Source organism: Gordonia sp. IEGM753 (assembly GCF_050321825.1).
Lineage (GTDB): Bacteria > Pseudomonadota > Gammaproteobacteria > Pseudomonadales > Pseudomonadaceae > Aquipseudomonas.
The window spans coordinates 350183-362967 of record NZ_JBNQGB010000004.1; the positions used below are offsets into that span (position 1 = coordinate 350183).

At 57.8% G+C, this 12785-nt stretch carries 12 protein-coding genes; 4 read left to right on the top strand and 8 right to left on the bottom strand.

Annotated features, from left to right (window positions below; all coding sequences use genetic code 11):
• Positions 1-118: 118 nt before the first annotated feature.
• A complete protein-coding gene (mltF, locus tag ACQR3R_RS21295; protein WP_428275036.1) occupies positions 119-1579 on the top strand; it encodes a membrane-bound lytic murein transglycosylase MltF in 1461 nt (486 codons plus the stop codon).
• A 120-nt stretch (positions 1580-1699) separates the two neighbouring features.
• Here mltF and pdxJ read toward each other — a convergent pair whose 3' ends face one another.
• From pdxJ to lptF, 8 genes are all read right to left on the bottom strand, one after another.
• Complete coding sequence (pdxJ, locus tag ACQR3R_RS21300) at positions 1700-2443, bottom strand: pyridoxine 5'-phosphate synthase (RefSeq protein ID WP_428275038.1); 744 nt, start codon at positions 2441-2443, stop codon at positions 1700-1702.
• 47 nt (positions 2444-2490) lie between these two features.
• Positions 2491-3180 carry a DNA repair protein RecO gene (gene recO / locus ACQR3R_RS21305; RefSeq protein ID WP_428275040.1) on the bottom strand — a complete coding sequence of 230 codons (690 nt, stop codon included), beginning with the start codon at positions 3178-3180 and terminating at the stop codon, positions 2491-2493.
• Between the two features lie 172 nt (positions 3181-3352).
• The gene (era, locus tag ACQR3R_RS21310; RefSeq protein ID WP_059403406.1) at positions 3353-4255 is read right to left on the bottom strand and encodes a GTPase Era; all 903 of its coding nucleotides are present in this window, start codon (positions 4253-4255) and stop codon (positions 3353-3355) included.
• On the bottom strand, positions 4248-4937 hold the full coding sequence (gene rnc / locus ACQR3R_RS21315) for a ribonuclease III (RefSeq protein ID WP_428275042.1): 690 nt from the start codon (positions 4935-4937) through the stop codon (positions 4248-4250). Before rnc ends, era begins: the two co-directional genes overlap by 8 nt.
• A 184-nt stretch (positions 4938-5121) precedes the next feature.
• Positions 5122-5976 (bottom strand): signal peptidase I, encoded by an 855-nt coding sequence (gene lepB / locus ACQR3R_RS21320; RefSeq protein ID WP_428275044.1) that lies wholly within the window; start codon positions 5974-5976, stop codon positions 5122-5124.
• A gap of 5 nt (positions 5977-5981) precedes the next feature.
• Positions 5982-7781 carry a translation elongation factor 4 gene (lepA, locus tag ACQR3R_RS21325; RefSeq protein ID WP_428275046.1) on the bottom strand — a complete coding sequence of 600 codons (1800 nt, stop codon included), beginning with the start codon at positions 7779-7781 and terminating at the stop codon, positions 5982-5984.
• 171 nt (positions 7782-7952) lie between these two features.
• Positions 7953-9014: an LPS export ABC transporter permease LptG gene (gene lptG, locus ACQR3R_RS21330; RefSeq protein WP_428275048.1), complete on the bottom strand. Its 1062-nt coding sequence runs from the start codon at positions 9012-9014 to the stop codon at positions 7953-7955.
• Positions 9007-10125: an LPS export ABC transporter permease LptF gene (lptF, locus tag ACQR3R_RS21335; RefSeq protein WP_428275050.1), complete on the bottom strand. Its 1119-nt coding sequence runs from the start codon at positions 10123-10125 to the stop codon at positions 9007-9009. Before lptF ends, lptG begins: the two co-directional genes overlap by 8 nt.
• Positions 10126-10386: 261 nt before the next feature.
• On the opposite strand from lptF, the gene ACQR3R_RS21340 reads away from it, so the two are divergent.
• The 3 genes from ACQR3R_RS21340 to ACQR3R_RS21350 all read left to right on the top strand — a co-directional run bounded on the left by ACQR3R_RS21340 (position 10387) and on the right by ACQR3R_RS21350 (position 12755).
• Positions 10387-11874, top strand: a complete 1488-nt coding sequence (locus ACQR3R_RS21340; RefSeq protein ID WP_428275052.1) for a leucyl aminopeptidase — start codon at positions 10387-10389, stop codon at positions 11872-11874.
• A gap of 63 nt (positions 11875-11937) precedes the next feature.
• Positions 11938-12366, top strand: coding sequence for a DNA polymerase III subunit chi (locus tag ACQR3R_RS21345; protein WP_428275054.1), 429 nt, complete (start codon positions 11938-11940; stop codon positions 12364-12366).
• 8 nt (positions 12367-12374) lie between these two features.
• Positions 12375-12755, top strand: a complete 381-nt coding sequence (locus ACQR3R_RS21350; protein ID WP_428275056.1) for a hypothetical protein — start codon at positions 12375-12377, stop codon at positions 12753-12755.
• Positions 12756-12785: the final 30 nt, after the last annotated feature.

Genomic DNA, 12785 nt, shown 5'->3' on the forward strand with positions numbered 1-12785 from the left:
GTCCACTTGGCATGTGGAGCCCATTCCTGCGGGCTGCAGCCGGGTTTTGCGCTCTCTAGCAGACAAGCCCTTCGCTGTCGAGATATGGCGCTGGTGGTCCTTTGCGTATACTGCGCAGATGTTTTCCCCAACGGCTTTGCGTCCGCGGTACGCCAAATGGCTGATCGCAACCGGACTCTTCCTGGTGCTCGGTGGCTGTGTTGATAAACCCAACACGCTGGAGCGCGTAAAGGAGGATGGCGTGCTGCGGGTGGTTACCCGAAACAGCCCTGCCACCTACTTTCAGGATCGCAACGGTGAAACCGGCTTCGAATACGAGCTGGTGAAGCGTTTCGCCGACGATCTGGGGGTAGAACTCAAAATTGAAACAGCTGACAATCTTGACGACCTCTTCAACCAGATAGGTAAACCGAACGGCCCGGTGTTGGCTGCTGCCGGTCTGGTCAGCAGCGAGCAACGTAAAAAGCAGGTGCGGTTTTCCCATTCTTATCTTGAAGTCACCCCGCAAGTCATCTATCGCAATGGCCAGTCACGGCCAACCGATGCAGGGGACCTGGTCGGCAAGAAGATCATGGTGCTCAAGGGCAGCACCCACGCCGAACAGTTGGCGGAACTGAAAAAGAAATTTCCCGGCATTGAATACGAAGAATCCGACGCGGTTGAAGTCGTCGATTTGCTGCGCATGGTCGATGAAGGCCAGATTGACCTGACGCTGGTCGACTCCAACGAAGTGGCCATGAATCAGGTGTACTTCACCAACATCCGGGTTGCCTTCGATCTCGGCGATGCCAGCAACCAGAGCTGGGCCGTAGCGGCGGGTGAAGACAACAGCCTGCTCAACGAGATCAACGCCTACCTCGACAAAGTGAAAAAGAACGGCACCCTGCAGCGCCTAAAAGACCGTTATTACGGGCATGTCGATGTGCTTGGCTATATGGGCGCCACGACTTTCGCCCAGCATTTACAGCAACGTTTGCCCAAGTACGAGCAGCACTTCAAGGCTTACGCGAAGAAAGAGAAAGTCGACTGGCGCCTGCTCGCGGCAGTCGGTTATCAAGAATCCCTGTGGCAAGCCGCAGTCACCTCAAAAACCGGTGTGCGCGGCTTGATGATGCTGACTCAGAACACGGCGCAAGCCATGGGTGTGTCCAATCGACTGGACCCGAAACAGAGCATCATGGGCGGCGCCAAGTACCTGGCCTATATGAAGGATCAGCTGGACGACTCGATTCAGGAGCCGGACCGTACGTGGTTTGCGCTGGCGGCCTACAACGTCGGCAGCGGTCATCTGGATGACGCGCGCAAGCTGACCGCCAAAGAAGGGCTGAACCCGAACAAGTGGCTGGACGTGAAGAAGATCCTGCCGCGCCTGTCGCAAAAGCAGTGGTACAGCAAAACCCGCTATGGCTACGCACGCGGCGGTGAGCCAGTGCATTTCGTGGCGAACATCCGTCGTTACTACGACATTCTGACGTGGGTCACGCAACCGCAGCTTGAAGGCGACCAGGTCGCTGAAGGCAACCTGCACGTGCCGGGCATCGACAAGTCCAAGCCAAGTCAGGAAACCCCGCCGCTCTGACGGTTACCACAAACCAATGTGGGAGCGAGCCTGTCGCGATGAGGTCCTTTCAGTCAGCATGCACGTGACTGTCAGTCCGCTATCGCGAGCAGGCTTGCTCCCACAGTGTGTGTTTGACTCTTAAGCTTTTGCAGCGGCCAGAATCAATGCCTTCATCTCCGACACCGCCGACTTGAAGCCGACAAACAACGCATGCGCCACCAGCGCGTGGCCGATGTTCAGTTCGTTGATGCCCTTGATCGCCGCGACCGCTTCCACGTTGTGATAGTGCAAACCGTGGCCCGCGTTGACGATCAGGCCCTGAGCGAGGCCAAACGCCACACCATCCGCCACGCGCTTCAGCTCTTCAGCCACGGCTGTTGGGGTTTGCGCATCGGCATAACGGCCGGTATGCAGCTCGATGGCGGGTGCACCGACGCGCTTGGATGCAGCGATCTGACGCTCGTCAGCATCAATGAACAGCGAGACTTCACAACCGATTTGCGACAGGCGATCTACCGCTGCCTTGATCCGCGCCTCTTGCCCCGCTACGTCCAGGCCGCCCTCAGTGGTCAATTCCTGACGAGTTTCCGGTACCAGACAGACGTGCGCCGGACGGATGCGCTCCGCGAACACCATCATTTCTTCGGTGACGCCCATTTCGAAGTTCATGCGGGTTTGCAGAACGTCCTTGAGCAGCAGTACGTCGCGCTCCTGGATGTGCCGACGGTCTTCACGCAAATGCACGGTGATGCCGTCAGCGCCCGCCTCTTCCGCATCCAGTGCAGCCTTGACCGGGTCCGGATAGCGAGTGCCCCGGGCCTGACGCAGGGTGGCAACGTGGTCGATGTTCACGCCAAGAAGAATGCGATTGCTGGTGGTCACGGAAGCGCTCCTGAATTTAAAGATTCGGCGCACAGCATACGGGGAGACTACGGCTTGCGAAATAGCTCACGACTGACCAGGGGACGACCGCCCAAGTGCACAGCCAATGCCTGACGCATCAGACGCTTGGCCGCAGACAGAGCACCGGGAGCAGTCCAGTCCGCATCGGCCATCGCCAGCAGCTCGGTGCCATTGAACAGGCCGGGCTGTAGCAGGTAGACCTGCTCCAGGCCAGCGTCCACCTGCAGTCGGTAGAGACCATCCGGCGCAATCGGCTCGCCGTGAATGTCAGTATTCAATGCAAAGCCATACCCCAGATCATCCAGCAGCCGCCATTCAAAGGAACGCAGTAACGGCTCCAGTGGCCGACCTTCGGCCAACGCGAGCAAAGTGGCAGCGTAGTGATCGAACACGCCGGGGTGCGGGTCTTCGGAAGGCAGCAGGCGAATCAGCAATTCATTGAGGTAAAGGCCGCTGAACAGCGCTTCGCCGACAAGCCATGTGGAAGTCCCGGCGCTTTCCATACGGCCGACATTCTTCAACTCGCCGCGCCCACGAAACTCGACTTCCAACGGCACGAACGGTCGCGCCAACGTCCCGGCCTTGCCCCGCGCACTGCGTAATACCGCCCGCAACCGACCTTGCGGCGTCAGGAAATCCACCAACGCACTGCTTTCGCGGTAGGCGCGGGAGTGGAGCACGTAGGCGGGCTGGGCGGTGGGCGGGGTTTGGGACATGGAAGTCGCAGTTCTCAATGAGCAAACACAGTTTTACGGACCACCACAAACCACTGTGGGAGCAAGCCTGCTCGCGATCAGGCCTTCACATTCAGCATTGATGTTGAATGTTAGACCGCTATCGCGAGCAGGCTCGCTCCCACAGGGGGAATCATGCGCTTGGGATCAAGTCTTACAAGTCGCCGTAACCCAGCGAACGCAAGGCGCGTTCGTCGTCGGACCAGCCACCCTTAACCTTCACCCAGAGATTGAGCATGATCTTGGAGTCGAACAGCAGCTCCATGTCCTTGCGCGCCTCGGTGCCGATACGCTTGATGCGCTCACCCTTGTCGCCAATGATGATTTTTTTCTGGCCGTCACGTTCAACGAGAATCAAGGCATGGATATGCAGGGTTTTGCCCTGCTGCTTGAATTCTTCGATTTCAACGGTGATCTGGTAAGGCAGCTCGGCGCCCATCTGGCGCATGATTTTCTCACGCACCAATTCAGCGGCAAGGAAACGGCTGCTGCGGTCAGTGATCTGGTCTTCCGGGAAGAAGTGATCGTTTTCCGGCAGGTAACCGGCAATTACACGTTCAAGCGCTTCGAGGTTGTGCCCGTGCTGAGCGGAGATCGGCATGATCTGCGCGTTCGGCAGTTGTTCCTGCAACCAGCTCAGGTGCGGCATCAGCTCGGCTTTGTCTTCGATGCGATCAGTCTTGTTCAACGCAACGATCAAAGGGCCGGTCACGTACTGGACGCGCTCCAGAACCATCTGGTCTTCATCGGTCCACTTGGTGCGATCAACCACGAAGATCACCACGTCGACGTCTTTCAACGCAGCCGACGCAGTCTTGTTCATGTAGCGGTTCAGGGCCTTTTCGCCACCCTTGTGCATGCCCGGGGTGTCGACGTAGATCGCCTGCACGGCGCCTTCAGTCTTGATGCCCAGCATGTTATGGCGGGTTGTCTGAGGCTTGCGCGACGTGATCGCCAGCTTCTGGCCGAGGATGTGGTTCAGCAGTGTCGACTTGCCCACGTTTGGACGGCCAACGATGGCAACATAGCCACAGCGAGTTGCAGTTGAATCAGTCATGGCCATTCTCCACGCCCAGGGCAATCAGTGCTGCGGCGGCCGCTACCTGTTCGGCAATACGACGACTCACACCCTGACCTCGGCTTTTTTCATTCAGTAAGGTGATTTCACATTCGACGAAGAACGTCCGGCAATGCGGCTCACCCTGGATATCTACCACTTCGTAACGCGGCAGCTCACAACCACGCGATTGCAGGAATTCCTGCAGGCGGGTTTTCGGATCTTTGTTGGTATCGACCAGTGTCAGGCCTTCGAACTCACCTGCCAGCCAGGCCAGCACTCGCTCGCGGGCCATGTCCATGCCAGCGTCCAGATAGATCGCACCAATCAGCGCTTCCAGGGCATCGGCAAGGATCGACTCGCGACGAAAGCCGCCGCTCTTCAGTTCACCAGAACCCAGGCGCAGGTAATCACCGAGATCGAAACCGCGCGCCAATACGGCAAGGGTCTCACCTTTCACCAGGCGCGCGCGTAAACGCGATAACTGACCTTCGCGGGCCAGCGGGAAGCGATCAAACAACGCTTCGCCTGCAACGAAGTTGAGGATGGCATCACCGAGGAACTCCAGGCGTTCGTTGTTGCGCCCGGCGAAGCTGCGGTGCGTCAGGGCCAGAATCATTAATTCCTGGTCCTTGAAGGTGTAGCCGAGCTGACGCTCTAGACGGCTTAAGGAGACGCTCACGGTTTACCCACGCTGAGTTCGTGGCTGGTTTCCACCGCCATCGCCGTGATACGGCGCAGGCTTGGGACAATTAACGCTGTGTTCAAAAATAACGTCCTGAATATCATTGGCTTCATGCATTCGATGCCGATTGTGTCGACTCCAGAAATGCATTCGGCGCTGTGTTCAACAGCGCCGTGTGTGATTACTTGATCAGGCCAACCCGCGAGAAATTCGGCAGGTGACTGAGTTTGGGTTCCGGCCAGCTCATCCAGACTGCGAAGGCCTTGCCGACGATATTCTTGTCGGGAACCATGCCCAGCAGATCCTTGGGAATGTTCGGATCATCCCAATAGCGACTGTCGTTCGAGTTGTCGCGGTTGTCGCCCATCATGAAGTAGTGCCCGGCAGGCACGGTCCAGGTATGGTCCGGCGTTGCGCGATAGCGGCTCATTTCCTTGCGGATAAGGTGTTCGGCAGCGCCGAGTTTTTCCTTATAGAGCTCAGCGCTGCCCAACGTGCCTGGCTCGGAGCCGACCAGTTGCTCGGCAACCGATTCGCCGTTGACGAACAGACGCTTGTCTGCGGTGTAACGAATCTGATCACCCGGCAAGCCCACTACACGCTTGATGTAGTTGACGTTCGGATCGCTTGGGTAGCGGAACACCATCACATCGCCGCGTTGCGGATCACCAATCTCGATGACTTTCTTGTCGACCACCGGCAAGCGGATCCCGTAGGAAAACTTGCTCACCAGAATGAAGTCGCCGACGTCCAGAGTCGGTTTCATCGAGCCGGATGGAATCTGGAACGGTTCCACCAGGAACGAACGCAGCACCAACACGATGAACAACACCGGAAAGAACGACTTGCCGTATTCAACCAGCAGCGGCTCTTTGTTCAGTTTCTCGACCACCAGGCCATCAGGCTGGCTGACGCTGCCCTGATAGGAGGCAATGGCAGCACGCCGACGCGGTGCCAGGAAAACCAGATCGAGCAACGCCAACAGGCCGCAAACGAACACGGCGATGACCAGCAACAGCGGGAAATTTAGTGACATAGGACCTAACTATCCAACCTGAGCACTGCAAGGAAGGCTTCTTGTGGAATTTCCACGTTACCGACTTGCTTCATGCGTTTCTTACCGGCCTTTTGCTTTTCCAACAGCTTGCGCTTGCGGCTGACGTCACCGCCGTAGCATTTGGCCAATACGTTCTTTCTGAGAGCCTTGACGGAGGTTCGCGCGATGATCTGCCCGCCAATGGCGGCCTGGATCGCTACGTCGAACATCTGGCGCGGAATCAGTTCTTTCATCTTCTCGGTCAACTGGCGACCTTTGTAGTGCGCGTTATCCTTGTGCACGATCAGCGCCAGGGCGTCGACCTTGTCACCGTTGATCAGCACGTCCAGTTTCACCAGATTAGCTGATTGATAACGATCAAAATGGTAATCCAGCGAAGCATAGCCACGGCTGGTGGACTTGAGACGATCGAAGAAGTCGAGAACCACTTCGTTCATCGGCAAATCGTAAGTCACCTGGACCTGAGTACCCAGGAACAGCATGTCGTGCTGCACGCCACGCTTTTCGATACACAGTGTAATGACGTTGCCCAGGTGCTCTTGCGGCACAAGAATATTGGCCCGCACGATGGGTTCACGCATGTCTTCGATAGAGGACAGGTCTGGAAGCTTCGACGGGTTGTCGACGTAAATCGTTTCACCGGTTTTCAGCAACAACTCAAAAATAACCGTTGGCGCCGTGGTGATCAGGTCCAGGTCGTACTCGCGCTCCAGGCGCTCCTGGATGATTTCCATGTGCAACATGCCGAGGAACCCGCAACGGAAACCGAAGCCCAAGGCGTCGGAGCTTTCCGGGGTGTACTGCAGCGACGAGTCGTTCAGCGTGAGCTTTTGCAGGGCTTCACGGAAATCTTCGAAGTCATCGGAGCTGACCGGAAACAGACCGGCGTAAACCTGCGGCTGAATACGCTTGAAACCTGGCAGAACATCAACGTCAGGCGTTGAGCTCAAGGTCAGGGTGTCACCCACTGGCGCGCCATGGATGTCCTTGATGCCGGCGATGATGAAACCTACTTCGCCAGCTTTCAGGTCAACGGTAGCGGTGTGCTTGGGGTTGAATACACCGACGCTGTCCACCAGGTGGATCTTGCCGGTGGATTTGACCAGAATCTTGTCGCCTTTTCTCACACGGCCGTGGCGTACGCGAACCAGGGAAACAACGCCCAGGTAGTTGTCGAACCAGGAGTCGATGATCAACGCTTGCAGCGGATCTTCGTAGTTGCCGGTTGGCGCTGGAATGGTCTTGACCAGACGTTCGAGCACTTCGTCGACGCCCAGACCGGTCTTGGCGCTGCACTCGACAGCGTCAGTTGCGTCGATGCCGATGATTTTTTCGATTTCTTCTTTTACACGGTCCGGATCGGCCTGAGGCAGGTCGATCTTGTTCAGGACCGGCATCACTTCCAGGCCCTGCTCGATGGCGGTGTAGCAGTTTGCAACCGACTGCGCTTCAACACCCTGGCCAGCATCGACCACCAGCAACGCACCTTCACAAGCCGCCAGCGACCGGCTGACTTCGTAGGTGAAGTCAACGTGGCCTGGCGTATCAATGAAGTTCAGTTGGTACTTGATGCCATCGCGGGCAGTGTAATAAAGGGTGACGCTATGGGCCTTGATGGTGATCCCGCGTTCACGTTCCAGGTCCATGGAATCCAGAACCTGGGCTTCCATTTCGCGCTCGGCAAGGCCGCCGCACATCTGGATGAATCGATCGGCCAGCGTCGACTTGCCATGGTCAATGTGGGCGATGATGGAGAAATTGCGGATATGACTCAAATCACTCACGGATCAACACTCAAAAAGGCTGCAGGCATAGCCCGCCGAAAAATAGCCGGGAATTGTACCTGATCCACGGCGCAAGCGTCACGTTCGCAGGTCAGACGGCACCTACAAAAACGCCCCGGTCTTGCGACAGGGGCGTTTTTTACATACTGCATATTCGCGAATAACCCGTGATCAGCCTGCCCGGCGCAGCAGCCAGACACCGGCTAACGCACAGACGCCTGCCGGCACCAGCACCGCGAACAGCGGTGAGAACCCGAACACCAGGCTCGAAGGGCCCAACAAATCCTGAACAATACGGAAGGTGAAACCCACCAGCACACCGGTAAATACGCGCTGACCGAGGGTGACCGATCGCAGAGGACCGAAGATGAAGGAGATCGCCATCAATACCAGCGCCGCAGTCACCAACGGTTGCAATACCTTTACCCAAAACGCCAACCAGTAACGACCGTTGTTCAAACCCTGGTCAGCCAGATAATGAATATAGCCCCACAACCCGCTGATCGACAGAGACTCGGGCGCCATCACCACCGTGCTCAGCAGTTGCGGGCTCAGGGCGATTTCCCAGCGCTCGACAGGCGCGGTAACGATCTCGGTGCTGCGTTCGTGGAACAACGTGGTGGTAACGTCGCTTAATTGCCAGTGATCTTTCTCGAACTCCGCGCGCTTCGAGAAACTCGCCGACAACATGTGGCGCTCCTTGTCGAAGCGATAACGCGTCACCCCGTACAACAAACCGTTGGGCTGCACCGAGTTCACGTGAATGAACTCATCACCTTGGCGATGCCACAGACCATGCTTGGCGCTCTGTGCGTCGCCGCTGCCCTGGGCCAGGGAACGATTGGCCTGAGCAGTGCTTTCAGTGGCTGGCGCAATGTACTCGCCGATCAGCACACCGGCGATCATCAGCACCAGCATCGGCTTCATCACCGCCCACACGATGCGACCGATGGAAACACCGGCGGCGCGCATGATCGTCAATTCGCTATTACTGGCCAGGCTGCCCAGACCGATCAGGCAACCAATCAGCGCAGCCATTGGCAACATGTCGTACAAACGACGTGGTGCGGTCAGCAATACGTAACTGAGAACGTCAGTCAGGGTGTAGGTGTCGCTGACGTCGCTCATCTCATCGATGAAGGCAAACAGGGTGGCCAGACCGAGAATAATCCCCAGTACAGCCAGAATTGCGACGAAAACACTGCTACCGATGTAGCGATCGAGCTTAACCACGGGCCACCCCCAGCGCATCGCGGCGACTCGCCATCTTCAAACGCAACGGCTCCCAATAGAGCAAGCCCAGGCCGATGAACAGGAACATCGCGTGCACCCACCACAACCCCAGTGCAGGCGGGATCTTGCCCTTTTCAAGGGCGCCGCGAGCGGCAATCAGGATGGTCAGGTAAGCCATATAAAGAAGAATCGCCGGCAACAACTTGAGGAAACGGCCCTGACGAGGGTTGACTCGCGCCAGCGGCACCGCCATCAACGTAACGATGAAAACCAGCAGCGGCAGGGAAATACGCCATTGCAGCTCAGTACGGGAACGAATGTCGTCGCTGGCCAACAGGCTGCTGGTGGTCATCGCGTCGCGGTCAGTCACTTCGTCGCTGACATCAGGCTTGGGCAGCAGCACGCCATACTCGTCGTACTTGATCGAACGATAATCGGCCTGTCCCGGGTTACCGTCGTAGCGATAGCCATTATTGAGAATCAGGTAGCGATTACCGTCGGGGCGGATTTCCTGACGACCTTTTTCAGCCACCAGCACCGAAATCCCTCGGTCCTTCTCCTCGGACGTGGCGTTCTTTTGCGAAATAAACACACCCGCGAGGTTGATCCTGTCGTCCGACAGCTGTTCGGTGTAAGTCACCCGGGTTCCGTCACGCAGAGCCTGGAAACGACCGGGCTCCAGGGTATCGAACTCGGTCAGGGCATCTTGTTTGTTCAACAGCAATTGAAACTGATTGGCACCTTGTGGCGCCAGACTCAGGCTCAGCCACGCCACGATCAATGCGACCAGCGTCGCCGGGAACAATGTCATGACAAACAGGCGCTGCTGGCTCATCCCGGTGGCCGAAAGCACGGTCATTTCGCTTTCGAGGTACAGGCGTCCGTACGACAGCAGGATGCCCAGGAACAGTCCAAGCGGCAGGATCAATTGCAGGAAGCCCGGCAGGCGAAAGCCCATGATCAGGAACAATGAGCTGGGATCCAGTTGACCCGAAGCAGCCTGGGCGAGGTATTTGATGAAGCGACCGCTCATGATGATGACCAGCAGAACGGCGCTCACGGCACTCAAGGTCAACAGGACTTCGCGGGATAGATAACGGAAGACGATCAAACCAGACACTCCAGGGTTGTCAGGCTAAGGCGGCCGAACAAGCAAACGTATCAGGCGGCCCGCAATGCAGAGCTGCCGAAAAAGATGGCGCATTATCCTGTGATTGAGTGCGCCTGTCACTGCGCGTGTAGGGCCGAGGGTTGTCAGGCGCAGGCAGCGAGGTTCAAACTGCGGTCTTTGCCGCAGGCCACGTGTTGCGTCTGTCTATTTATAAGCAAGTTCAATTGCTTGCGTGCTGACCATTAATTCAGGGACCCGGACATGGAACTGGTTGTAAAAAGCGTTAGCCCAGAAACGTTGAAGACCGCCACTCTGGTGGTCGCCGTCGGCGAAGGCCGCAAGCTCGGCGCCGTTGCCAAACAACTCGACGAACTGAGCGGTGGCGCCATCAGCGCTGTGCTCAAGCGCGGCGATCTGGCCGGCAAAGTCGGCCAAAGTCTGCTGCTGCACAGCTTGCCGAACCTAAAAGCCGAGCGCGTGCTGTTGGTAGGCGTGGGCAAAGATGAAGAGCTGGGCGACCGTCCGTTCCGCAAAATCATTGCCGGCGTGCTTAACACCCTTAAAGGCCTGGGCGGCAGCGATGCAGTGCTGGCGCTGGACGAAGTCGTGGTGAAAGGCCGCGACAGCTACGGTAAAACCCGTCTGCTGGCGGAAACCCTGGTTGACGGCGAATACACCTTCGACCAGTACAAGAGCCAGAAAGCCGAACCTCGCGCCCTGAAGAAAGTCACCCTGGTGACCATCAAGGCTGCACAGGCTGAAGTCGAACGCGCCGTGGCCCACGCGACTGCCATCGCTAACGGCATGGCATTCACCCGCAACCTGGGTAACCTGCCACCGAACATTTGCCATCCGACGTTCCTCGGCGAACAAGCGAAAAACCTCGGTAAAGAATTCAAGGGCCTGAAAGTAGAAGTCCTCGACGAGAAAAAAATCAAAGACCTCGGCATGGGCTCGTTCTACGCCGTCGGCCAGGGCAGCGCCCAACCGCCACGCCTGATCGTGATGCAATACAACGGCGGCAAGAAATCCGAAAAGCCATACGCACTGGTCGGTAAAGGCATCACTTTTGACACCGGCGGCATCAGCCTGAAACCAGGTGCCGGCATGGACGAAATGAAATACGACATGGGCGGCGCTGCCAGCGTATTCGGCACGTTGCGCGCCGTGCTCGAGCTGAAACTGCCGATCAACCTGGTGTGCATCCTGGCATGCGCCGAGAACATGCCGAGCGGCAACGCGGCACGTCCTGGCGACATCGTCACCACCATGAGCGGCCAAACCGTGGAAATCCTCAACACCGACGCCGAAGGTCGTTTGGTGCTGTGCGACGCATTGACCTATTCCGAGCGCTTCAAGCCGCAAGCGGTGATCGACATCGCCACGCTGACCGGCGCTTGCGTAGTGGCACTGGGTGCTCACACGTCCGGCCTGCTGGGCAACAACGACGAACTGATCGGCCAATTGCTGAGCGCCGGCAAGTCCGCCGACGATCGCGCTTGGCAATTGCCGCTGTTTGACGAGTACCAGGAACAACTGGACAGCCCGTTCGCCGACATCGCCAACATAGGTGGGCCGAAGGCCGGCACCATTACGGCAGCCTGCTTCCTGTCGCGCTTCACCAAGAACCTGAACTGGGCGCATCTGGACATCGCTGGTACCGCATGGACCAGCGGCAAGGACAAGGGCGCCACGGGTCGTCCAGTGCCTCTGCTGACTCAATACCTGCTGGATCGCGCGAAAGCCTGAAACCGATGACCTTTGACGGCGTCGCTGCTTTCCAGCGACGCCGTCAAAGGCTCAGGAACTGTAATGACCAAAGTCGACTTCTATATCCTGCCCAGTGCCGATCCTTCGGCGCGGCTGGATTTCGCCTGCAAGCTCACCGAAAAGGCCTGGCGCATGGGCCATCGCATTTACCTGCATTGCAGCGATGCCGCTCAGCGTGAAGACCTTGATGCGCGATTGTGGGCATTCAAAGGTGAAAGCTTCGTGCCACACGGTCCTGCCGAAAGCGAACCGCACGGGCTGATCGTGCTGGGCCTGGGTGATGACTGCGGTCAGCACCAGGATCTGCTGGTCAACCTTGGCCTGAAAGTCCCGGTTTTTGCCAAACAGTTCGCCCGCGTGGCGGAAGTGGTGGTGGAAGATCCAACGATTCGTACAGCTGCGCGGGAGAGTTTTCGTTTCTATCGCGAACAGGGCTATCCTCTGCAAGATCACCGTTTACAGCGACTTTGAGCATTCCGATGGACACTCCAAAACCACAGCAAAAGTCCGCGCACCTGCTGGATGACCTTGAGTCGATCCGCCAATTGCTCGGCGATGACAACCTGCAACCACCGTTGCTGACCGACACGGTCGAGGACGGTGATCAGGAACAGATTCCGATGCTGTTCGAGGCCGTCGACAACCCGCCGCCCGCCACCGAACCGCCCCGCGCCCAGACGCCGGCGGCGCCTGCCACCGATAAAGGGCCTGATGCCTTGTTACACCTGGACGGCGAACTGCGTGCGGCCGCCATGTTGATCATGCAGGACGTGATCGACGACTTCGCCCCGCACATCGAAACCGAAATCAAACGCCGCCTCGCTGCGCGGATGGAACGGCTGCTCAGCCAGTACGAGTAACCCCTGTGCGAGCAAGCCTTTGTGGTGAGG

What these genes read in the sequence shown, in the direction of transcription:
- ACQR3R_RS21345 (WP_428275054.1), top strand. Translation starts at nt 11,938, where the DNA reads ATGACCAAAGTCGACTTCTATATCCTGCCCAGTGCCGATCCTTCGGCG.
- ACQR3R_RS21350 (WP_428275056.1), top strand. Translation starts at nt 12,375, where the DNA reads ATGGACACTCCAAAACCACAGCAAAAGTCCGCGCACCTGCTGGATGAC.
- ACQR3R_RS21340 (WP_428275052.1), top strand. Translation starts at nt 10,387, where the DNA reads ATGGAACTGGTTGTAAAAAGCGTTAGCCCAGAAACGTTGAAGACCGCC.
- era (WP_059403406.1), bottom strand. Translation starts at nt 4,255, where the DNA reads ATGACTGATTCAACTGCAACTCGCTGTGGCTATGTTGCCATCGTTGGC.
- mltF (WP_428275036.1), top strand. Translation starts at nt 119, where the DNA reads ATGTTTTCCCCAACGGCTTTGCGTCCGCGGTACGCCAAATGGCTGATC.
- lepB (WP_428275044.1), bottom strand. Translation starts at nt 5,976, where the DNA reads ATGTCACTAAATTTCCCGCTGTTGCTGGTCATCGCCGTGTTCGTTTGC.
- recO (WP_428275040.1), bottom strand. Translation starts at nt 3,180, where the DNA reads ATGTCCCAAACCCCGCCCACCGCCCAGCCCGCCTACGTGCTCCACTCC.